The 22,818-nt window shown below is 36.8% G+C and carries 19 protein-coding genes; all 19 read right to left on the bottom strand.

Going from position 1 to position 22,818, the window contains the following annotated elements; translation table 11 throughout:
• Nucleotides 1–10 precede the first annotated feature (10 nt).
• On the bottom strand, nucleotides 11–1,384 hold the full coding sequence (locus HMPREF3270_RS00820; RefSeq protein WP_070847610.1) for an SLC13 family permease: 1,374 nt from the start codon (nucleotides 1,382–1,384) through the stop codon (nucleotides 11–13).
• Between the two features lie 2 nt (nucleotides 1,385–1,386).
• Nucleotides 1,387–2,586 (bottom strand): glycerate kinase family protein, encoded by a 1,200-nt coding sequence (locus HMPREF3270_RS00815; protein ID WP_023015685.1) that lies wholly within the window; start codon nucleotides 2,584–2,586, stop codon nucleotides 1,387–1,389.
• Nucleotides 2,587–2,718: 132 nt separating this feature from the next.
• The gene (gene rbfA / locus HMPREF3270_RS00810; protein WP_002480711.1) at nucleotides 2,719–3,066 is read right to left on the bottom strand and encodes a 30S ribosome-binding factor RbfA; all 348 of its coding nucleotides are present in this window, start codon (nucleotides 3,064–3,066) and stop codon (nucleotides 2,719–2,721) included.
• A gap of 375 nt (nucleotides 3,067–3,441) precedes the next feature.
• On the bottom strand, nucleotides 3,442–4,728 hold the full coding sequence (locus tag HMPREF3270_RS00805) for an MFS transporter (protein ID WP_070847613.1): 1,287 nt from the start codon (nucleotides 4,726–4,728) through the stop codon (nucleotides 3,442–3,444).
• A gap of 29 nt (nucleotides 4,729–4,757) precedes the next feature.
• Nucleotides 4,758–5,507 carry a glycerophosphodiester phosphodiesterase family protein gene (locus tag HMPREF3270_RS00800; protein WP_070847616.1) on the bottom strand — a complete coding sequence of 250 codons (750 nt, stop codon included), beginning with the start codon at nucleotides 5,505–5,507 and terminating at the stop codon, nucleotides 4,758–4,760.
• Nucleotides 5,508–5,778: 271 nt separating this feature from the next.
• On the bottom strand, nucleotides 5,779–6,162 hold the full coding sequence (locus tag HMPREF3270_RS00795; RefSeq protein ID WP_002480708.1) for a VOC family protein: 384 nt from the start codon (nucleotides 6,160–6,162) through the stop codon (nucleotides 5,779–5,781).
• A 95-nt stretch (nucleotides 6,163–6,257) separates the two neighbouring features.
• Nucleotides 6,258–8,393, bottom strand: coding sequence for a translation initiation factor IF-2 (gene infB, locus HMPREF3270_RS00790; RefSeq protein ID WP_023015689.1), 2,136 nt, complete (start codon nucleotides 8,391–8,393; stop codon nucleotides 6,258–6,260).
• A 16-nt stretch (nucleotides 8,394–8,409) separates the two neighbouring features.
• A complete protein-coding gene (locus HMPREF3270_RS00785; protein WP_070867144.1) occupies nucleotides 8,410–8,715 on the bottom strand; it encodes a YlxQ family RNA-binding protein in 306 nt (101 codons plus the stop codon).
• A complete protein-coding gene (rnpM, locus tag HMPREF3270_RS00780; protein ID WP_057509824.1) occupies nucleotides 8,712–8,996 on the bottom strand; it encodes an RNase P modulator RnpM in 285 nt (94 codons plus the stop codon). The genes HMPREF3270_RS00785 and rnpM overlap by 4 nt, the downstream gene beginning before the upstream one ends.
• Nucleotides 8,997–9,014: 18 nt before the next feature.
• Nucleotides 9,015–10,268: a transcription termination factor NusA gene (gene nusA / locus HMPREF3270_RS00775; protein WP_070847619.1), complete on the bottom strand. Its 1,254-nt coding sequence runs from the start codon at nucleotides 10,266–10,268 to the stop codon at nucleotides 9,015–9,017.
• Nucleotides 10,269–10,289: 21 nt separating this feature from the next.
• Nucleotides 10,290–10,757: a ribosome maturation factor RimP gene (rimP, locus tag HMPREF3270_RS00770; protein ID WP_002480703.1), complete on the bottom strand. Its 468-nt coding sequence runs from the start codon at nucleotides 10,755–10,757 to the stop codon at nucleotides 10,290–10,292.
• 137 nt (nucleotides 10,758–10,894) lie between these two features.
• Nucleotides 10,895–15,202 carry a PolC-type DNA polymerase III gene (locus HMPREF3270_RS00765; protein ID WP_141763112.1) on the bottom strand — a complete coding sequence of 1,436 codons (4,308 nt, stop codon included), beginning with the start codon at nucleotides 15,200–15,202 and terminating at the stop codon, nucleotides 10,895–10,897.
• A gap of 264 nt (nucleotides 15,203–15,466) precedes the next feature.
• Nucleotides 15,467–17,167 (bottom strand): proline--tRNA ligase, encoded by a 1,701-nt coding sequence (locus HMPREF3270_RS00760; RefSeq protein ID WP_002480701.1) that lies wholly within the window; start codon nucleotides 17,165–17,167, stop codon nucleotides 15,467–15,469.
• Between the two features lie 21 nt (nucleotides 17,168–17,188).
• A complete protein-coding gene (rseP, locus tag HMPREF3270_RS00755; protein ID WP_070847625.1) occupies nucleotides 17,189–18,472 on the bottom strand; it encodes an RIP metalloprotease RseP in 1,284 nt (427 codons plus the stop codon).
• A gap of 201 nt (nucleotides 18,473–18,673) precedes the next feature.
• Nucleotides 18,674–19,456: a phosphatidate cytidylyltransferase gene (locus HMPREF3270_RS00750; protein ID WP_002480699.1), complete on the bottom strand. Its 783-nt coding sequence runs from the start codon at nucleotides 19,454–19,456 to the stop codon at nucleotides 18,674–18,676.
• A gap of 19 nt (nucleotides 19,457–19,475) precedes the next feature.
• Nucleotides 19,476–20,243 (bottom strand): isoprenyl transferase, encoded by a 768-nt coding sequence (locus tag HMPREF3270_RS00745; RefSeq protein ID WP_002480698.1) that lies wholly within the window; start codon nucleotides 20,241–20,243, stop codon nucleotides 19,476–19,478.
• 185 nt (nucleotides 20,244–20,428) lie between these two features.
• A complete protein-coding gene (gene frr, locus HMPREF3270_RS00740; protein ID WP_023015695.1) occupies nucleotides 20,429–20,983 on the bottom strand; it encodes a ribosome recycling factor in 555 nt (184 codons plus the stop codon).
• 26 nt (nucleotides 20,984–21,009) lie between these two features.
• Nucleotides 21,010–21,732: a UMP kinase gene (gene pyrH, locus HMPREF3270_RS00735; protein ID WP_002480696.1), complete on the bottom strand. Its 723-nt coding sequence runs from the start codon at nucleotides 21,730–21,732 to the stop codon at nucleotides 21,010–21,012.
• Between the two features lie 138 nt (nucleotides 21,733–21,870).
• Nucleotides 21,871–22,752, bottom strand: coding sequence for a translation elongation factor Ts (gene tsf, locus HMPREF3270_RS00730; RefSeq protein WP_002480695.1), 882 nt, complete (start codon nucleotides 22,750–22,752; stop codon nucleotides 21,871–21,873).
• Between the last annotated feature and the right edge of the window lie 66 nt (nucleotides 22,753–22,818).

The following is a 22,818-nucleotide window of genomic DNA, read 5'->3' as shown; positions in this document are numbered from 1 at the left end:
CTATTCACTCCTATTTCAATGCAAGCCCAACATATTGCCAATAAACATAATACATCACAATCATGGTAAGCATATATACTGGCATGATACCTAAACTTAAATACATGAGCTGTTTAATTGTAAATGGTCTTTCTTTATTCTCATAAAACAATAACAAGGCTTTAGAACTGACTGGAAAAGTTAAGCAGTAGTTCGTACCGATCAGCGCAATAAATACAACTGCTGTCAGGTTTAAACCAAACATTTTACCAAAAACAATCAGTAATGGAATAAAGACGACTGCACGTGTTGTATGACTTGTAATATACAAGTGAGAAGTCACAGTCAATACTACAATAATCACTAGCGGCACAAATTCATTTACCAGTTTGACATGATGCATCACTTGATATAATTGATGTTGAATGACATCGAGCACTTTATATTTCACCAATAGATTGCCAAGTGCAGTCGCACCCGCTACAAAGAAAATTAAGCTCCATGACACTCTGTTAAATGCTTCACGCCATCCAATCAAATCAACTTTAGGCATAATCATAATCAAGCTCATTAAAATTGTCACAAAGGCGATATCGAAATCATGCAGTGGTTCAGTTATCCAAAGTATCACTGTCAAACTAATGAGGACTGTTGCTTTTTTCTCTTTTTTAGTCAATGGTTGTTTTTCATATTGTATTATATTTTCTGTTGAAATCTTTTCAACAGGCTTCATATAAAACTTTTTTATCATAAATAAGCTTATTATTGCAATAATTATCCCAAATGGAAAGCCCCATAGTAAGAATTGAAGATAAGAAATAGAACCATCTGTTTGATTTTCAAGCAGTCCAATCCCAATAATATGACTGCCTGCACCGATTAAAGATAAGTTTGTTCCCATCAAAATTAACACTGGCATCAATATGCCTAAATACTGACGATTCGAATTAAAACGATTGCCAAATGCTTGATATACAGGTAGAAGTGCTGCTGCACGACCTGAAGTAGATGGAATAATTAAAGATAAAATTTGTACTAAGATAAAGACAAAGATATTCATACGTTTTCCAGACGTACACTTCGCTTCAATCCAGCGAATCAAACGATCTAATAAACCACTGGTTTCCACTACGCCACCAATAATAAATGCGCCAATCATTAACCAAATCACATGTTCTTCTAATGATTGATACAAAATATCTTGCGGCATACCGAGTAAAATACCTAAACATACAACCAACATTGCAGATAACCCTGCTGGCATTTTACTAAAAATAAATAGCCCTAAAGATAACACAAACAAAGCCACACTCAATTGTCCTAAATAGGACAAATTTGTTTCTAAAAACAGCCATAGCGTGAAAATAAGATAAAGAATGACTGCGATTAATTTAGAATAACTCATCTTTAAAGCACAAAATGTCTTTGTTTAGTTGTGTGTGTTTGTGACTTTGTTTGGTTCATCTTCATACCGATTTGAATTGAGTGATATATATTTCGTGCACATTCCTTTAGCCATTTTGATGCATACTCAATAGAATCATCTAAACTTGAAGGCTGTTTAATAATGCTGTGAAAGGCATTAATACCACTTTGATAATTAAATTCCGCATCTTGACCGATTGTGCCTGCTAATGCAATCACAGGTGTATCATATTGTTGAGCGATTCTCGCTACTTCAGCAGGAATTTTTCCGTTTGGCGTTTGGAAATCTAAACACCCTTCTGCTGTGATGACTAAATCAGCTTGTGCAATAACAGGTTCAATATGCAAGTACTGTTGAATTAATTCAAAACGTGGATGCAATGTAGCGTTCGCAAAAGCGATTAACCCTGCACCTAATCCACCAGATGCGCCAGAACCTTGTTGATAAGCAACTGACTCACCTGTTGAACGTTTTATTAAACGTGCCAAATGATCAAGGTTATCCGATAAATGTTCGACTTCTTTTGGACTTGCACCTTTTTGTGGACCGAATACTTTTGCGACACCTTTTGGTCCACATAAAATATTTGACCAATTCACCGCTACATCTATAGGTGTATTTAATACACGCGGATCAATATGAGATAAATCCATATCATGAATACGGTCAATTTCACCTCCGCCATGGATAAATATTGTTTTACCTTTATAATCTTTGAAACGTGCACCGATTGCTTGTGCCATGCCGACACCGCCATCAGATGTTCCCGAATCACCACAGCCGATTAAGATACGTTCAGCGCCATGATCTAATGCGTGGATAATTGCTTCACCTACACCGTATGTAGAAGTGTGAAGCGGATTTCTCTGGTTGCTAGGTACATGTCTTAGACCCGCTATTGCGGCCATTTCAATTACCGCAACTTTTTGTTTGTTTTCATAAAACATACCATAAAATGTTTTGCGTTTTTGTCCTAATGGATCTTCTGCATTTAAATGATAAAGCTGACCATTTTTAATTTGCGTGATAGTTTGCGCAAATCCTTCGCCTCCATCCACCATGGGAATCACTTGAATATTTAAACTTTCATCTGCTTCATGCAGACCTTTTTGAATTGCTGTACCGACTTCTGCTGAACTCAAGCTTTCTTTAAAGCCTGAGGGTATCACTGCAATTTTCATTGTTATAACCTCCTAGTAAAAATCCTTATCGCCTATGTTAAGGAGGTTAAGTTTGTAAAGAATTAGAGAATTATTAGAATTCAATTAAAAAAGCAGCTATGCACTTGCATAGCTGCCCATAACTTCATTTAATTAGTCATTTTTATGAAGATCTTGAATCATTCTTTCGATTTTATTACCGTACTCGATTGAGTGATCATATTCGAAATATAATTCTGGAATTGTTCTTAGACGAAGTCTTGAACCTAATTCCGCTTTAATAAAGCCTCGCGCTTTTTCTAACGCTTTAAACGTATCGTCTACTTCTTTTTCTTTACCTAATACTGTTAAGTAGACTTTAGCTTGAGATAAATCGTTTGTCACTTGTACGTCAGTGATAGTTAAAAATCCGATTCTCGGGTCTTTAACTTTATTGTTGATAATATCCATCAACTCTTGTTTCAATTGTTCACCAACGCGTTCTGCTCTCATTTTACTCATGTGTGTTTCACCTCTTTATTTCAACAATGAACGATTGAGTTCAATTCAAGATTATAAACTATAATCGTCCCTTTTACAAAACTTTTCCCTTTATATTGAGCAATTAATCAATATGACACGCGCAACATGTTAAGAAACAGTTAAGCATATTAATTTTGCGTAAACGTATAAGATATCATTTCAAAACAATCTTTACATTTCAGAAATGAACACATACTTTTTTAAAAATAATAGTCTCCTTCAAAAATAAAACCAAGCACTTTATAGCTGTATCAAGCGTTTAAAGTACTTGGGTTAAAATTTCTTATTCATACTAAAAATAATTCAATCACTACCATGTTATTTTTAGTCATTTCATTTTTAAATTTCATTTCATTATTGAACTTCTCGTTGTCGTGAACGTTTCATCAAATACGTTAATAGTAATGCTGAAACTGCACCACATAATGCGACCACAATACCAATTTTAAAAATCATTTGGTAGGCAACAGCTTCATGTCCTTTAAATGCATCCAGTAAATTACCATTTAATTGATACACCCAAAAGACTGGCGCATACGCTAAAAACGAACCGACACTCATCGCAGACCCTGAAAAATCTTCAGGTAATTTCAATTCTGAAATTGGCGCAAGCAATACACTTTTTGATAAGAATGTCGTTAATGACAAGATTACTAATAAGACAATACTTAACTGTGTTCCGATTTTAAAGTATACAATAATGATTAAAATAACTGTTGATGCGAGTAATGCTACACCAATCATTTTCGCTGAAGATTTAAAGACAAAGTCCGAAATCATTCCCGCAATAACACCAGCGATAAACCCCATCAATGCTGTATTGATTACACCGAAAAATGCAGTTTGTGCTGTTGTTAAATGATAAACACTTTGTAAGTAAGGTACAGTGTATATCAAAATAATATAGCCCCAATATACTGACATTGCGGTAATCGCGGCTAACCACACTTTTGGTTGTGTTAACACATACAATAACCCTTTTAAAGCTTTCGCAGATTTATAACCTGTTTCTTGATTATGCGATTCATCAGCCGCAATCCCATTTTTCGGTACAAATTTCCATATTAAAATAATCATCGGGATTAATAATAAGTTATAGGCTAACATACCGCCTTTTAATACGACGACGCCACTCACCGCAGCCATAATGGCTACAAGTAATAAGTTCATCAACATTTCTTGTGCACGGCGAATGGATTCTAATAATCCAAAACCTAAACCTCTATGTTCACGATCAGTGAAGAAAACTACCCCATTCAATACTGCAGGCCAGAAGAACGCTTCAACTAACCCCCAAATGACTGCGATCACTTTTAATATCGTAAAGCTTGGATTCAAGAAAATCACGATACACATCGTAATAAAACGAATTGACATCCCCGTGATGAGTAAAGAACGAATCGAGAATCTATTATTGATCCATCCACCTGGAATATAGAAGAACATTGATAACCCGATTAAACTAAAAATCACACCAAGTTCCGCATTATTAACATGCAGTACCTGCAAGAGTTGGTGATAAAACGTACCTTTAAAAGCTTCGAATCCTGAATAAATAATTTGTCCTGCAGTGACAACAGAAAGGTATCCTGCCAGTTGTCTCGCATTTTTCAATCCTAGTTTATGCATCAGCCAATTCATGTTGTTTTTCCTCCTAGTTGCGGCCTATGTCAAAGTGATTCTTGCAAATGTACTAAATTTTGCGGATAGTCTGTAAACACACCATCCACACCAAAGTTAAAGAGTTGGTTCACTCTATCTACATCATTCACGGTATATACATTTAAAATATAACCATCATCTTTGATACGTCTGACTAACGCTTCAGTCAAATCAATATCTTCCAAATGCAAAATATGTGTATCACAAAAATCTAAAACTGTACGCCAATCTTCATAAAATGCACACATTTCATAGAGTACCGCTCTTGGATATTGAGGAAGCGCTTCTTGAACTGCTTTAAGCAATGGAATATTAAAGCTTGAAAATAATATTTCTACTTCAGGACTAAATTTCGGCATAGCTTCAACTAACTGTTTAATTAATGATTTAGCTAATTTTGGTCCATGATTACCTGTAATACCTTTTAGTTCAATATTGACATTTAGTTGAGAGGCATTCACAAAATCAATAAATTCATCGAAAGTTATAACTTTTTCTTCTTTGAATTTTGGATGGAACCAATAACCTGCACTCGCTTGTTGGATATCTTTAAATAAAGTTTCACTGATTTCTCCTGTCATTGAAGTTGTACGATCTAAATAATCATCATGAATCATTATTAATTGTTCATCTGCAGTAATTCCGACATCGACTTCAATCCATTGCAGTTCAGGAATTTCTGCTGCGGCATGATAAGATGCTAACGTGTTCTCTGGTGCGACACTTGGTACACCCCTGTGTCCAAAGATTGTTTTCATAGCTGTTCACCTTCTAGATTATAAAATAGATTGCTGTAGTGATATTAAATTCAACTTCTCACAACTTGTTAAAAGTTATGTATAATTTCAATTTAATCATATGCCTATGCAAAGCCTATTTCAATAAGTTTTATGGTTTTTATTGAAACTTTACAATACATTTACAAACCTAGTTCTTATAGAGGTCAATCTGTTTTAAAATAAAAAAATCCAATCTGAATACAGTGCTGAGACTATCATCAGATTGGATATTTAATATGTTTTATGATTTTTATTCATCAAAAACTAGAATGTTGAAGAAATGTCCATCAATATCTTCAAATGTGAAGCCATAAAAACCATCACGTTCTTTAGGTTGATCGATAATTTTACCTCCGAAACTCTGTACATCTTCTTTAAGTTGATGTGCTTCTTCTTTTGTATCAACCGAAAGTGAAATCAACGCATCATTACCATAAGGTACGCGATGAATATATGATTCAAAGTATTTCATGGCTACAATCATTATCGGAGAGCCTTTTTTTGCTTTGATACCGAACATCTTACCCTCTTGTTCCGGACGTTCCATAATCTCAAAGCCGATATTTTGATAAAACTTCTTGCTTTTGTCTAAGTCCTGACTCGCAAGATTAAACCAAATATTGTTAACCATCATACATACACCTCCCAATTATATTTATGATAGTAATCCCTTAATCATACGAAAAAGCACTCCCGTTTAAGGAAGTGCTTTTATCTAAATTATCAAGTTTAACGTTGGATTTCAACCATTTCATATGCTTCGATAATATCGTCAACTTTTAAGTCGTTATATTTTTCAATTGTGATACCGCACTCGTAACCTTTTGCCACTTCTTTCGCATCGTCTTTGAAACGTTTTAACGTATCAAGTTTACCTTCGAAGATGACAATACCGTCACGGATGACGCGTACTCCTGCGTTACGTGTGATTTTACCTTCAGTTACATAACAACCTGCGATTGTACCGACTTTAGAAACTTTGAATGTTTGACGAACTTCAGCTTGTCCGATGACTTTTTCTTCGTATTCAGGGTCAAGCATACCTTTCATCGCTGATTCAATTTCTTCGATTACGTCGTAGATAACACGGTGTAAACGTAAGTCTACATTTTCTTGTTCAGCTGCACGTTTCGCACCAGAGTCAGGACGTACGTTGAAGCCGATGATGATACCGTTTGAAGCATTCGCAAGTGTAACGTCAGATTCGTTGATTGCACCCACTGCTGTATGGATGATACGAACGTTAACACCTTCAACATCAATTTTCATTAGTGAAGCTGCTAATGCTTCTACTGAACCTTGTACGTCACCTTTGATGATTACGTTAAGGTCTTTCATTTCACCTTGTTTCATTTGTTCGAACAAGTTGTCTAATGAAACGTTTTTGCTTTCTTGACGTTGTTGTAAGATGCTTTCTTCATGACGTGCTTCACCGATTCTACGTGCTTGTTTTTCGTCAGAGAAGACAACGAAGCGGTCACCGGCTTGTGGTACATCATTAATACCAGTAATTTCAACCGGTGTTGATGGACCAGCTGATTTGATACGTTGACCTAAATCATTCACCATTGCACGGATACGACCGAACGTATTACCTACTACAATAGCATCTCCCACATGCAACGTACCATTTTGAACTAATAATGATGCCGCAGGACCACGTGATTTGTCTAATTCAGCTTCAATAACTGTACCGACAGCACGTTTGTCTGGGTTCGCTTTTAACTCTTGTACTTCTGATACTAGGACGATCATTTCTAATAGGTCTTCAATACCGTCACCGCTTAATGCTGAAAGTGGTACGAAGATTGTGTCGCCGCCCCAGTCTTCAGGGAATAAACCATGTTCAGTTAATTCCTGCATAACACGATCAGGGTTTGCTGTTGGTTTATCAATTTTGTTTACCGCTACGATAATCGGCACATCTGCTTCTTTTGCATGGTTAATCGCTTCAATTGTTTGAGGCATAACACCGTCGTCTGCTGCAACCACTAAGATTGTGATATCAGTGACTTGCGCACCACGTGCACGCATAGTAGTGAAGGCTGCGTGTCCAGGTGTATCTAAGAAAGTGATTTTTTTGCCGTCATTTGTGATTTGGTAAGCACCGATATGTTGTGTGATACCGCCCGCTTCACCCTGTGTCACATGTGTATTTCTGATTGAGTCAAGTAGCGTTGTTTTACCATGGTCAACGTGTCCCATAATCGTTACAACTGCTGGACGCTCAATTGCATCCGGATCTTCTTCTTCATCATCGAAGTAGATATCTAAGTCTTCTTCGTCAATGACTACTTCTTTTTCTACTTCTACACCATAATCATCAGCGATTAACTCAATTGTTTCATCGTCTAATGATTGGTTAATGTTTGCCATAATACCAAGTAAGAATAATTTCTTAACAATACTTGATGACTCAATATTCATTTTGTCAGCTAATTCGCCAACCGTAATACCTTCTAAATAAGTAATTTTTTCTGGCATTTCTTTTTTCGGTTGTTCTGGTGCTGGTTTTTGATTATTGTTTTTCTTATGTTTGTTGTTGTTTTTATTATTATTTTTGTTGTGGTTCTTGTTGCCTTTTTTATTATTCTTTTTAGCATTACCGCTATTATTGTTGTTATTATTATTTTTATCTTTATTATTGTTTTGATGTTTTTTGTGATTATTTTGAGCAGCTTTATCGTTTTGCTTATCTTTAGATGAATTTGGTTTGAATTTTTTATCCAACTCTTTGATTTCATTCGGTTCTAACGCTTGCATGTGGTTAGACACCTCAACATTCATCTTCTTCAATTCATCAATAACATCTTTACTTTTTAATTTTAAATCTTTTGCATACTCGTAAATTCTCTTTTTACTCATATAATCACTCCTTACGTTATTCATCTATCATTGATAATAGCTTTTTGGCAAAATCGTTATCCATTATAGCTATATTCACGCGAGAAGATTTGCCAAGTGCTTGGCCTAACTCTTCTCTTGTACCGAATATACGCAACGGAACGTGATAACTCTCACATTTTTGACTGATTTCTTTGGTTGTCCTCGATGACGCATCCTCAGACAGAATCACTAACGATGTTTTTCGCTTTTTGATTTCTGTCAGAATAACCGACTCACCACTTTTAACCTTGCCAGCCCGCATTGCCAATCCTAAAAAATTCAAGATGTTGCTCTTATTCATTTTGGAATCTCTTCTCTGTAAATGAGACGTATGATTTCTTTATAGACAGGCTCTAAAGTTTCAGCATCAGCATTAAAGAACTTCTCCAAAATGCCTTTTTGCTGTGCTTTTTCTACAAGTGCTACATCTTTAGAAACGTACGCACCACGTCCAGGTTTCTTACCTGTCGCATCTGCAGAAATTTCGCCTTCTTTGTTTATAACCACACGAATCATATCGTTTTTGGGACGCATTTCATTTGAAAGTATACACTTTCTCATTGGAATCTTCTTTTTCTTCATAAAGGCATTCACTCCAAATTATTCTTCTACGTCTTTTTTAGCTTCTGTTTCTTCTGAAGCTTCATCTTCTTCTGACTCAGCTGCTTCAATGTCTTCCGCTTCTTCTGCTTCAACATCTTCAACTTCCTCAACTTCAGGTACTTCTTCTACTTGTGCCACTACCACATCTTCAGAAAGATCTTCTTCGATTGGTGTTTCTTCAACTTCGTCTTGTTCTGGCACTGGGTAGATACCTGCTTCACGTGCATCTGTTTCAGATTTAATATCGATTTTCCAACCTGTCAATTTCGCTGCTAAACGTGCGTTTTGACCACGTTTACCGATAGCTAGTGATAATTGATAATCAGGAACAACTACTGTTGTAGATTGATTGTCTTCGTCTACAATTACTTCTAAAACTTGTGAAGGGCTTAATGCGTTTTTCACAAAGACTTTAGGGTTTTCATTCCATTGTACGATATCAATTTTTTCTCCGCCAAGCTCTTCAACAATCGCTTCAACACGGACACCTTTTGCACCTACACATGCGCCGACAGCATCAATATCATCATTTTCAGAGTAGACGCTGATTTTTGAACGATCGCCCGCTTCACGTGCAACTGATTTAATCACAACAGTACCATCATAAATTTCAGGTACTTCTTCTTCAAACAAACGTTTCAATAAGCCAGGATGACTACGTGATACATAGATTTGAGGACCTTTTGTCGTTTGTTCTACTTTATTAACGTATACTTTGATACGTTCATTTGGAATGTAACTTTCATTTGGACTTCTTTCAGCTTCAGATAATACCGCTTCAGTGCGTCCTAAGTTAACATACACATATCTGTGATCGACTCTGTCGATGATACCAGTCATGATATCTTCTTCTTTATCGATAAATTCATCATAAAGAATTTCTCTTTCAGCATCGCGTAAACGTTGCATCACAGCTTGTTTTGCTGCTTGTGCACCCACACGGCCGAAGTCTTTCGGTGTAACATCTTCTTCGTAGATATCACCGATTTCATATGCTGGGTTTTTCACCAACGCTGTACTGATGTCCACTTCATCGCGGTCATCAAATACTTCTTCTACGACTTCTTTACGTGCGATAACTTTGAACGTACCTTCGTCCATATTCAATTCCACACGTGCATTACGTGAAGATTCATAGTTCTTTTTATAAGCAGTAATCAATGCTGCTTCAATCGCATCGATTAGTACTTCTCTAGGAATTTTCTTTTCTTTTTCCAAATATTCTACTGCTAATATTAATTCATTTGACACGGTTAAATCCTCCTACTCACGTTAAATCAAAACTGCATGACGTGCTTTAGCAATTTTATTTCTTGGGATTTCAACTTGCTTTTTCTTTGATTTGACTTGCACTTCGATCACAACTGACTCGTCATCTACTGACTGCAAGACACCTAACCATTCTTTAGCACCTTCAACCGGCGCATAAAGAGTGACAAATACAGGTTGATTGACTGCATTACGAAACGCCTTATCGTCTTTGATAGGACGCTCAGCACCTGGTGACGCAACGTCTAGGTAATACATTTGTTCAATCGGATCTGCTTCATCCATTGCTGCGCTGATTTTTTCTGATGCTAATGTGCAATCATTTAAATCAACGCCGCCCTCTTTATCAATAGAGATTCTAAGATAGCGGTCTCTACCTTCTTTTGTGAATTCAATATCCACGAGTTCAAAATTCAGTTCATCTAAAACCGGTTGAATAATTGTTTCGATTTGTTCAGTAATTTTACTCATGCTGACCTCCTTTATACAAATAGAAAAGAGCGGGTAAACCCCACTCTTCGTGACTAAAGTTCATTTTTTACGCACTATGATTATAACACAGTACATCTTTAAATGCCAATTGTAGCACAGTTGACACTTTTTAAGCATTACATATCAAAAATTGATAATTGTGCTTTGTCAGGTAAACCAGGTAATGAACCTAAATCATCTAAATACTCAATGACTTTTTGAGAAAGACCCGCTTTCTTATTCAAGTCTTCTTTAGATAAGAACGGTCCTTCATTACGCGCTTCAACAATACGTTTCGCTACGTTTTCACCTAGACCTGGCACCGCAATAAACGGTGGAATCAATGTATCGCCTTCAATAATAAATTCAAATGCCTGACTCTTTTCTAAACTGATCGGCTGCATACGGAAACCGCGATGCGCCATTTCGTTCATGATTTCAAGCACAGTTAAAACGTCTTTTTCTTTCTTGCCAAGTTCCATGTATTTAGAATACATATCTTTCACTGCCGCTTTAATACCTTCTTTATCTTTGATCATGGTTAATAAGTCAAAGTCTGATGCACGAACAGTAAAGTAAGACGCATAATAATATAACGGATAATGCACTTTGAAGTAAGCGATACGTACCGCCATTAATACGTAAGCTGCCGCATGGGCTTTCGGGAACATGTACTTGATTTTCTTACATGAGTCTAAATACCAATCCGGTACATTATTCTCTTTCATAATTTCTTCCCATTCTTCTTGCAGGCCTTTACCTTTACGTACTGCCTCCATAATTTTGAAGGCTAATGATGGTTCTAATCCGGCATACATTAAATACACCATGATATCGTCACGACAACCGATAACTCCAGATAGATCACATGTACCTGAACGTACTAATTCTTGGGCATTGCCTAACCATACGTCTGTACCATGGGATAATCCAGAGATCTGAACGAGTTCAGAGAATGTTGTCGGTTTCGTATCTTCTAACATTTGACGAACGAACGCTGTACCGAATTCTGGTACACCGAACGTCCCTGTCTTACATAAAATATCTTCTTCTGTAACACCTAAAGATTCTGGTGTACTGAAAATACGCATTGTTTCTTTGTCATCGACCGGCACTGTTTTCGGATCAATACCTGATAAATCTTGAAGCATACGAATCATCGTCGGATCATCGTGTCCAAGAATATCTAGTTTCAAGACGTTATCATGAATGGAGTGGAAGTCGAAGTGCGTTGTCATCCAAGCTGATGATTGGTCATCCGCTGGATATTGAATCGGCGTAAAGTCATAAATATCCATATCATCAGGTACTACAATGATGCCGCCAGGGTGTTGGCCTGTTGTACGTTTAACACCAGTACAACCTTTAACTAAACGGTCAATTTCAGCACCACGTTTATGAATACCTTGGTCATTTAAATAACCTTTGACATAACCGAATGCAGTTTTCTCTGCGACTGTACCGATAGTTCCGGCACGGAATACTTTATCTTCACCGAATAAGACTTTCGTGTAGTTATGTGCTTCAGGTTGATATTCACCACTGAAGTTCAAGTCAATATCTGGTACTTTGTCACCTTTGAAGCCTAAGAATGTTTCGAAAGGAATATCTTGGCCTTCTTTAATCATTTCAGCACCGCATTCACATGTCTTATCTGGCAAGTCGAAACCAGAGCCGACGGAACCGTCATTAAAGAACTCGCTCTTCTTACATTTTGGACAAATGTAGTGCGGCGGCAATGGATTCACTTCGGTAATTTCAGTCATTGTCGCAACGAAGCTTGAGCCGACAGAACCACGTGAACCTACTAAGTAACCATCGTTGAGTGATTTCTTAACCAAACGTTGTGAAATCAAGTAGATAACAGCGAATCCGTTACCAATAATACTTTCTAATTCTTTTTCAAGACGATCAATAACAATTTGTGGTAAATCATCACCATATAATTTACGCGCATTCGCATAACTCATTTCACGAATTTCTTCATTCGCACCATCCATATTAGGTGTATACAATTTATCTTTAATCGGTACAACACGTTCAATACGATCAGCTAGTGCTTGTGTATTATCCACGACAATTTCTTTCGCTTTCTCTTCACCTAAGAAATGGAATGCATCTAACATTTCATCTGTCGTTCTGAAATGTGCTTCTGGTAACGTAGAACGATTTAATGGGTTACCTGGTTGAGACGCGATTAAGATTTTACGTGCAATTGCATCATGTTCATTTAAGTAATGCACATTACCTGTCGCAACCACTGGCACATTGACTGCTTTACCCGCTTCAAGCAAACGCTGATAAATCTCAATCATAGTTTCATTATCACGAATCAATTCACGATCGATTAAATCTTGGTATAACGCAGGCGGTTGTATTTCAATATAGTCATAATATTTCGCAATATGTTCAACTTGAGATTGGTCTTTCTGCATTACCGCAGTGAAGACCTCACCTTCATCACATGCTGAACCGATTAATAAACCTTCACGGTACTCATCTAATAATGAACGTGGAATTCTCGGTGTACGATAGTAATACGTCACTAAGGATTCACTGACAATCTTGAATAAGTTTTTTAAACCTGTTTGGTTTTGAACTAAAATCGTCACATGACTTGGACGTGCACGTTTATAAGCATCTTCGTTTGATAGTGATTGGTTGATATCTTGATGATTTTTAACACCGAGTTCATCCACTTGTTTCAACATTTTAATAAAGATATAAGCCGTAGCTTCTGTATCATAGATGGCACGGTGATGTTGTGTCAGTTCAACACCATATTTTTTGGCTAAGAAGTTCAAACCATGTTTACCAAATTCTGTATTTATCGTACGTGATAATTCTAAAGTATCGATAACACCATTTGTATAATGGCCTAAACCTGCACGTTCATAGCCAGTATCAATGAAGCCCATATCGAAGGATGCGTTATGGGCTACGAATATCGCATCTCCGACCCATTCTTTGAATTCTGTTAATACATCATCAATTTCAGGAGCATCAACTAACATTTCATCTGAGATGTGCGTCAAATTCTTGATAGTTTCAGATAAACGCTCATGCGGATTACTGAAACGTTCGAACTTATCAATGATTTCGCCATCATGGACTTTTACAGCGGCTAACTCGATAATTTTGTCGTATTGGTTTGATAAACCAGTCGTCTCAACGTCAAATACCACATAAGTCGCGTCTTTAAGATTACGGTCAGTCGGATTGTAAGCAATCGGTACACCATCATCGACCAGCATACCTTCCATACCGTAAATCATTTTAATGCCATGCTTTTCAGCAGCACTGAACGCATCTGGATAAGCTTGAACGACATTATGGTCCGTTACTGCGATGGCAGGATGTCCCCATTTCGCAGCTTGTGCCACATAATCACCGATTTGATTAATACCGTCCATTTGACTCATCGCTGTATGCAGATGTAATTCCACACGCTTATCTTCTGCTTTATCTAGTTTTGGTGTTTTCTTAATTTCTTCAATATCAGACATCATCATGACTAAATCACGTACGAAAGTATCTTCTTCAATACGGCCTTGCGCACGTACCCATTTACCGACACTTAGCGCTTTGAAATGTTCTAAATCGTCTTTGTTTTTACGTGTAAACATTTTTAGTACGAGTGAGTCTGTGTAATCTGTTACTTTTAATTCTACGATGTGACGACCACTTTTTAGTTCTTTGATATTCATATCAAAGATAACGCCTTCAATCGCCACTTTGAATTCTTCTTCAATAATAGATTCAATCGGTCTGACGTTATCCACTTGGATTGGTTTACCGATTTGACATTTATCAACAGCACTTTCGTTATTATCTTGTTGCTTAGCTTTTTCAGCTTTCATACGTTCTAATTTTTCAGTTGCTTCTCTTGCGCTTTGTTGATCCTCTTCTTGAATATGTGCTTCTAATGAAGCTAAATCATTATCATGTTCAGACGTATCTGTTTCAAAGACAATCTTATTCACGTCAAAGCCGCATTGTTGGTATGCTTTGACTAAGCTTCCGTTACACGCTTTATGGAAATAATCACGTTCAATATCATTTGAAACCATCACTTTTAAGACATTACCTGAAGTAATCAGACGTTTTTGTCTTAATTGTCCTTTTACTTTGGGTGACAATCTCGTCTGTTCTATACAATGGTTGAAGTATTTCATCGCAAACTCATCTTGGTTTCTTGTATCTTGAACAACAAAATGCCAATCTACAGTCGCAATCTCTTTAAATTCTTCAATCAAAGCGTGGGTAAATAACATGTAGTCTTCATAAGTTAAAAAGCGAGGCAGTGTAATTTGAAATAACCATGTCCGCTCTTTTTGAGAGACATCAATGCGGTTTAATTCACTGTTTTCTATAATATCTGGTTCGAGCTGATTCGCAATTTTAATCTGATCAGCTAACACTTTAAATTTTTCTTGATTTGTCATTGCCAAGACCATTACCACCTTAGTCATTAATTACATCGTTCATACGGTTAGGGAGAATTTTAATTTATTTAAAAAGGTGCATGCCCTTTTGAGTATAGAAAAAATGGAACCACGTTTGACAACGCGGTTGATTTTCATCTCTGTTCTGAAGTTCTAAAATATTATACCAAATTTCCAGTAATACTTAAAATGAGCAAACTGAATTTTTCGCTATGTAAAAAGCCGAAGTGCAGTCAGAGCACTTCGGCTTGTTGATTTATAAAATTAAATTTGTTCGTATAAATCTTTCACGTAATTCACTAAATCTGCTGCCGCAACTTCTTCGCTTTCTCCGTTGTCACGACGTTTCACTTCAACAATACCTTCTGCCGCACGTTTACCAACTACAACACGTACTGGTAAACCGATTAAGTCAGCATCGTTGAATTTAACACCTGCACGTTCTTTACGATCATCGTATAAGACTTCAAATGATGCTTGAAGTGCTTGGTATAACTCATCACCAAGTTCTCTTTGGTCATCTTTCTTAGGATTAATCGTAATTAAGTGTACTTCAAATGGTGTCACTGATTTAGGCCAGATAATACCATTGTCATCATTGTTTTGTTCTACAATCGCACTTAATGTTCTTGAAACCCCGATACCATAGCATCCCATGATTAATGGTTGTGCTTTACCTTGGTTATCTAAGAATGTCGCATTCATAGATTCAGAGTATTTTGTGCCGAGTTTGAAGACTTGTCCAACTTCGATACCTTCTGCGAATTTAGCTTCGCCTGAACCATCGCTCAGCGGTTCACCTTCTAGGATGAAGCGGAAGTCGCCGAACGCTTCTACGTTAAAGTCGCGTTCTGGATTCGCATTCACATAATGGTAACCGTCTTCATTTGCACCAACGACAATATTAGGGATTTCTTGTACGAAATTATCCGCATATACTTTGATGCCTTTTTCTTGAATAGGTCCGATTGAACCTGGGTTTGCACCCACTAAGTTGATAATTTCATCTTGGCTCGCAAGTTCAATATTGTCTGTACCGAAGTAAGCTTTTAATTTTACGTCATTCACTTCATGATGGCCACGCACTAAGACAATCACAAATTCGCCATCCACTTTGAATACCATTGATTTCGTAATTTGATCTAGTGGTCGATTTAAGAAATCTGCCACTTCTTGTGCTGTATGCGCATTTGGTGTTTCAACCTTTTCTAATTCCAGTAAAGCTTCATCGTGTGCTTTTGGCTCATACACAACTTCTGCTTTTTCAATATTAGCAGCGTAGTCGCTGTTTTCACTGTAAACAATTGTATCTTCACCGATTTCACTTAACGCCATAAATTCATGAGTATGGCTGCCGCCGATTGCGCCTGAATCTGCGACAACTGGACGTGCGTTAATACCCGCACGCTTAAAGATACGGCCATATGCATCATACATATCATTGTATGTCTCATCTAATGACGCTTCATCCGCATGGAATGAATACGCATCTTTCATAATGAATTCACGACCGCGTAATAAACCGAAACGTGGACGCTTTTCATCTCTGAATTTAGATTGAATTTGGAATAGTGTTAAAGGTAATTGCTTATAAGATTTCAATTCATCACGTACTAAAGATGTGACGACTTCTTCATGTGTTGGTCCTAACGCGAATTGACGACCATTACGATCAGTCAGACGCATCAATTCACTGCCATAAGCTTCCCAACGTCCTGATTCTTCCCATAATTCTGAAGGTTGTAATGCCGGCATTAAGATTTCTACCGCATCAATTTTCTCCATTTCTTCTCTGATAATTGATGTAATATTATTTAATACACGTGTCGCAAGCGGTAAATAACTATAAATTCCACTTGTACTTTGTTTAATCAATCCTGCTTTTAACAGTAATCGATGACTTAAGGCTTCAGCTTCCGCTGGCACCTCTCTTAACGTTGGTATAAATACTTTTGACTGTCTCATAAAACTGAGCTCCTCCATTTCCTATAAGAAATAACGTTGTATGTCATTCCATGTCACTAATATCATAATAATTACTACAAATATAGCACCTGCACCAATAATGTAGGCTTCCGCTTTTTTGTTGACGGGCTTTCTGAAAATCGCTTCATAAATAACGAACAGAATTCTTCCGCCGTCTAATGCTGGAATTGGTAATAGGTTCATTAAACCTAAGTTCACACTTAACATAGCTGTCCATGCTATCAAGTTAATGATACCAGTTTTCACCACAGTATCAACATTATGGTAAATACCGACAGGTCCATTCAACATGTCGAATGAAAATCCACCTGTAAAGATGCTCGCTATCATAGACACAATTGCTGTGAAAATAATCGTTCCTGCTTTGAAGAATTGCTCTACACCTGTTGTAAGCGGCGCAATCAGAGAGCTATGGTCTTTATCAGGTTGGAAACCTAAGATATAGCGTGTTTGAGATGTCAGTTTGGTTAACTTCTCAACGACTTTTTTAGGTTTGAATTCAGCTGATTTTTGGTGACCGTCACGCTCATATTGAATTGAAACTTTTTGACCTTTATTATCTTCTAAAGCTTTTGTGATATCTTTAAAGTTCTCAATTTTTTTATCACCGATTTGTTCAATTTTATCACCAGGCTTCAAACCGATTTCTTGTGCTGGTGTATTATCCGCGACTTGTTTCACCACATTATTCGGTGTGCCTTGGTAATACGCTAATCCGATAAAAATCACAATCGCAAGCAAGAAGTTGAATAATGGTCCTGCAAACAATGTTAAGAATTTTTGCCATGGTGTTTTGTGTACCAATTGACGATTACGCGGTGCAATTTGGATTAACGAACCATTTTCTACAAAATATGCTTCTTTCGCAATATAAAAACGATGGCGTTCGTCATCATAAGAGGTAATACCTTCTAAATACATTTCATCTTTGAAGTCAATTTTCTTCACTTCAATGACTTCTGCTTGTTGGAATTTATGTTGATCATCTAACAAGATATGCGTAATTTCATCTTGATCATTTAATTTAATCTTAACTGACATACCTGGTTCTACAGGCGGCTCTTCTAAACCGTCCCCTGCCATACGGACATAACCGCCGACGGGTAATAAACGGATAGTATATAACGTTTCATTCTTTCTGAAACTGAATATTTTCGGTCCCATGCCTATCGCAAATTCAGGACACATAATCCCTGCACGCTTCGCGAAGAACATGTGACCGAACTCATGCACGAAGACTAATACGCCGAATACGATAATAAAAGATAGTATAGTTATTAGCAAAATTGGGCCACTCCTATTTAATTAATTGGTCCATCAAATATGTAAAACTTGCTTAAACAAGATACATGTGACGGTAACATTTTATAAAATCATTTTAATGAAAATCATGCGAACATACAACAAATATACGATGTTACAAAAATGAGGCATGCCTTAAGCAAACGCTGTTTCTTTGTTTGCATAACCGCATGCCTCACATTTTTAGTTTTGTAAAAGTAAAATATTTAATAGCGGTAATACGAACATAAAGCTGTCGAAGCGATCGAGAATACCACCATGTCCTGGTAATATTTTACCTGAGTCTTTCACACCAAAGTGACGTTTGAATCCTGATTCAACTAAGTCGCCAAGTTGTCCGAACATACTTAATACAACCGTTACAACCATCATAACGAAAATGTTGACTGGGAATTCAATAAACATCTGCATAATAATCGGTACCAACAAGCTGCATAGCACGCCGCCGATAAAACCTTCAATCGTTTTATTCGGACTGATAACCGGCCACAATTTATGTTTACCGATACTGCGTCCAAATAAGTAAGCGCCTGTATCTGTTGTCCATACGACTAAGAAAGCATATAAAATGAAGGCAAGTCCTGCTTCACGTGTTTCATATAAGTACATGAAGCCGATGCCGACATATGCAACAGACATTAAGCAGAAGGCTGCGTCGATGAAGCTGAAACGGTTTTTAGACATAACCGTATAACTTAGTACCACGAAACTCATGATTACAAGTCCCTTCAACTGTATAGCAGGGACTAATGAACCTAAATCTTGCGGCAACATAATAATGACGAGCCCAAGTGCACTGATAATCCCTGGTATAGAAATAAAACGGATTTTATTCATATTTAGTAATTCTTTTAAAGCGATAAACGCTAGTAAAAATGAAAAGTACATCAGTACTTGACCACCGATAATTAATATCGGTAAAAAGATGATTAAGGCAATAATAGCCGTGACCGTTCTTACTCTCATATTAAATTCCTACCTTAAATTATAATAGCCCGCCGAAGCGACGTTGTCTTTTTTGATATATCTTAATACAATCATACAATTCTTGTTCATCAAAATCAGGCCACAATTTCTGGTCAAATATAAATTCACTATATGAAATCTGCCATATTAAGAAATTGCTGATACGTTGTTCCCCAGATGTGCGAATCAATAATTCAGGATCAGGATACTGACTTGTCATTAAATACTGATTCATCATACTTTCAGTGATATCCTCGCTATTATATCCTTGTTTCTGCATATCATCAAACATTCGACGAACACTGTCTACGATTTCTGCTCTTCCACCGTAATTAATCGCAAAAATCAATTTAAGTCCTTGATTATGTGCTGTCTTTTCTTTCGCGTGATTAATTGCTTTTAACGTTGATGCCGGCAGATCATCTGTAAATCCGATAGTTTCAACTTTGACATCTTTTTCAATTAATTCAGGTAAAAAAGTCTTAAGGAAATTCACTGGTAAATTCATAATATAATTTACCTCTTGTTCAGGACGGGACCAATTTTCAGTTGAAAAGGCGTAGAGCGTTAAATACTTTACACCAATATCATTTGCTGCTCTTGTGATTTTCTTAATGGTTTGCATTCCCTCATAATGCCCTTTGATTCTTGGCATTTTACGTTTCTTCGCCCAACGGCCATTACCATCCATGATAATCGCTATATGTTCGGGTATGTTATGTAAATCTAATTCTGAATGGTTCGTTTCAGTTTCAGAACGATTCTTATTTCTTAGCTTTTTAAACATGGTCTATCCTCCGAGCTCAATCTATCTCTGTTACATTATAATAGATTATTCATGCAATTATCTATCATTTTATCACACTCGTTAAACGCAATGAATAGAACAATTAAAAAACTGTACCAAAGTCTGAGTTGGTACAGTTTTAATAAGTGATTTAAACACTGTCTTGCTTAAATCTGTTTAGATGATTAGACAGCCATAATGTCTTTTTCTTTTTCATCTAATACTTTTTCAATTTCTTTAATAGAATCATCAGTGATTTTTTGAACTTGTTCTGTTGCTGAACGTAATTCATCTTCTGAGATATCCCCATTTTTTTCGTCTTTTTTCAATTCATCATTGCTGTCACGACGAATGTTACGAACAGATACTTTCGCATTTTCAGCCATTTTCTTAACGTCTTTTACTAATTCTTTACGACGTTCTTCAGTTAAAGCAGGTACTGTAATACGAATCACTTCACCATCACTTGTAGGGTTAACACCTAAGTTTGCTGCGTTGATTGCACGCTCAATTTCAGAGATTGATGATTTGTCGTAAGGTGATACTACTAATAAACGTGGTTCAGGTACGTTGATGCTTGCTAATTGTTGTACAGGTGTTGGTGCACCATAGTAATCAACATTTACACTAGCTAATAAGTTAGAGTTTGCACGACCTGCGTTAACTGTCGCAAATTCACGTGATAAACTCTCGATAGATTTTTTCATTCTTGATTTCGTTTCGCTTAAAATGTCACTCATCTTTCTTACACCTCAAATTTATAAAATTATTTAGTTATAGTTGTTCCGATTTCTTCGCCTAATACCGCACGCTTAATATTACCCTCTTCTGAAATAGAGAACACATTCAACGGAATGTTGTTGTCCATACAGAATGAAGCGGCAGTTGAGTCCATGACTTGAAGACCCTCTTGTAACATTTGAATGTATGTCAAATGCTCATATTTAACTGCGTCTTTATCAACTTTTGGATCAGCTGAGTAAACACCGTCAACATTATTTTTACCCATTAAAATTACATCAGCTTCTACTTCAGCTGCGCGTAATGCAGCTGTTGTATCTGTTGAGAAGTAAGGGTTGCCAATACCCGCAGCAAAAATTACAACACGTTTTTTCTCTAGGTGTCTGATTGCACGGCGTCTAATATAAGGTTCAGCGACCTGTTTCATTTCGATTGATGTTAAAACACGTGTATCACAGTCAAGTTGTTCTAAACTGTCTTGGAGTGCTAATGCATTCATAACTGTTGCTAACATACCCATATAGTCAGCTGTCCCGCGATCCATACCTAAATCACTGCCAGTTTTACCTCTCCAGATGTTGCCGCCTCCAACGATAACTGCGATTTCACAGTCCAATTCTACGACTTCTGCAATTTGTTTTGCAACACTTTTAATGATGATTGGATTAATTCCGAATCCTTTTTCTCCTGCTAGTGCTTCTCCGCTCAATTTCAAGACAACGCGATTGTATTTAGAAGTTTCAGCCATTTTCTTATCCTCTCTATAGTAAAAATATGTATGTGATACAAGTAAAGAAGACACATTGAGGTACGTCCGATACAAATGTGTGCATTTATATAGATATACAAGGGTGTCTTCTTTCTTGTTCAACATTTTAATAGATTATTATTTCATTTGTCCTTTAACTTCGTCAGCAAAGTTTTCGTCACGTTTTTCTAATCCTTCGCCTACTTCATAGCGTACAAAGTCAGTTAATTTACCGCCTTTTGATTTAAGGAATTCTTCAACAGTAACATCAGGGTTTTTAACGAAGTCTTGGTCAACTGCGCAAATTTCTTGTAAATATTTGCGTAAACGGCCTTCAACCATTTTTTCAACGATTTTTTCTGGTTTACCTTCATTTAATGCTTGTTGTTTTAATACTTCTTTTTCGTGTGCAAGTTCTTCTTGGCTTACTTGGTCAGAAGAAACATATTTAGGATTGATAGCAGCAATATGCATTGCAACATCTTTAGCAGCTTCTTCGTCAGTTGTACCTTCAACTACTGTTAATACACTGATACGGCCACCCATATGTTCGTATGCACCGAATGCATCGTTGTCGCCTTTAGTTCTAACTGCGAAACGACGTAAGCTTAATTTTTCACCGATTGTTGAGATTGCTTTGTTGATACGTTCGCTAACAGTGTCACCTGTTGATAATTTAGTTTCTAACAATGCGTCAACTGATTCTGGTTTAGTTTCAAGAATTTGGTTAGCGATTTCTTTAACTAGCTCTTGGAAGCCTTCGTTACGTGCTACGAAGTCAGTTTCAGAGTTGATTTCAACGATTACAGCATCGTTACCGTTAACTCCAACATAAGTCATACCTTCAGCAGCAATACGATCTGCTTTTTTAGCAGCTTTCGCAATACCTTTTTCACGTAGGTAGTCGATTGCTTTTTCGATATCGCCATCAGTTTCTACTAATGCTTTTTTACAATCCATCATACCTGCGCCAGTTCTTTCGCGCAATTCTTTAACTAATTTAGCTGTAATTTGTGCCATTCAATTTTCCTCCATTTATATAACATAATATAATCAGTCAAATATAGTATATCAGTTCTCTCTCTA

This window comes from Staphylococcus sp. HMSC65H10, from assembly GCF_001839185.1.
GTDB classification, from domain to species: Bacteria; Bacillota; Bacilli; order Staphylococcales; family Staphylococcaceae; genus Staphylococcus; species Staphylococcus simulans.
The sequence above is the reverse complement of the archived record's forward strand: the minus strand, read 5'-3'. Positions and strand labels throughout refer to the sequence as shown.

What these genes read in the sequence shown, in the direction of transcription:
- HMPREF3270_RS00820 (WP_070847610.1), bottom strand. Translation starts at nt 1,384, where the DNA reads ATGAGTTATTCTAAATTAATCGCAGTCATTCTTTATCTTATTTTCACG.
- HMPREF3270_RS00815 (WP_023015685.1), bottom strand. Translation starts at nt 2,586, where the DNA reads ATGAAAATTGCAGTGATACCCTCAGGCTTTAAAGAAAGCTTGAGTTCA.
- rbfA (WP_002480711.1), bottom strand. Translation starts at nt 3,066, where the DNA reads ATGAGTAAAATGAGAGCAGAACGCGTTGGTGAACAATTGAAACAAGAG.
- HMPREF3270_RS00805 (WP_070847613.1), bottom strand. Translation starts at nt 4,728, where the DNA reads ATGAATTGGCTGATGCATAAACTAGGATTGAAAAATGCGAGACAACTG.
- HMPREF3270_RS00800 (WP_070847616.1), bottom strand. Translation starts at nt 5,507, where the DNA reads ATGAAAACAATCTTTGGACACAGGGGTGTACCAAGTGTCGCACCAGAG.
- HMPREF3270_RS00795 (WP_002480708.1), bottom strand. Translation starts at nt 6,162, where the DNA reads ATGATGGTTAACAATATTTGGTTTAATCTTGCGAGTCAGGACTTAGAC.
- infB (WP_023015689.1), bottom strand. Translation starts at nt 8,393, where the DNA reads ATGAGTAAAAAGAGAATTTACGAGTATGCAAAAGATTTAAAATTAAAA.
- HMPREF3270_RS00785 (WP_070867144.1), bottom strand. Translation starts at nt 8,715, where the DNA reads ATGAATAAGAGCAACATCTTGAATTTTTTAGGATTGGCAATGCGGGCT.
- rnpM (WP_057509824.1), bottom strand. Translation starts at nt 8,996, where the DNA reads ATGAAGAAAAAGAAGATTCCAATGAGAAAGTGTATACTTTCAAATGAA.
- rimP (WP_002480703.1), bottom strand. Translation starts at nt 10,757, where the DNA reads ATGAGTAAAATTACTGAACAAATCGAAACAATTATTCAACCGGTTTTA.
- HMPREF3270_RS00765 (WP_141763112.1), bottom strand. Translation starts at nt 15,202, where the DNA reads ATGACAAATCAAGAAAAATTTAAAGTGTTAGCTGATCAGATTAAAATT.
- HMPREF3270_RS00760 (WP_002480701.1), bottom strand. Translation starts at nt 17,167, where the DNA reads ATGAGACAGTCAAAAGTATTTATACCAACGTTAAGAGAGGTGCCAGCG.
- HMPREF3270_RS00750 (WP_002480699.1), bottom strand. Translation starts at nt 19,456, where the DNA reads ATGAGAGTAAGAACGGTCACGGCTATTATTGCCTTAATCATCTTTTTA.
- HMPREF3270_RS00745 (WP_002480698.1), bottom strand. Translation starts at nt 20,243, where the DNA reads ATGTTTAAAAAGCTAAGAAATAAGAATCGTTCTGAAACTGAAACGAAC.
- frr (WP_023015695.1), bottom strand. Translation starts at nt 20,983, where the DNA reads ATGAGTGACATTTTAAGCGAAACGAAATCAAGAATGAAAAAATCTATC.
- pyrH (WP_002480696.1), bottom strand. Translation starts at nt 21,732, where the DNA reads ATGGCTGAAACTTCTAAATACAATCGCGTTGTCTTGAAATTGAGCGGA.
- tsf (WP_002480695.1), bottom strand. Translation starts at nt 22,752, where the DNA reads ATGGCACAAATTACAGCTAAATTAGTTAAAGAATTGCGCGAAAGAACT.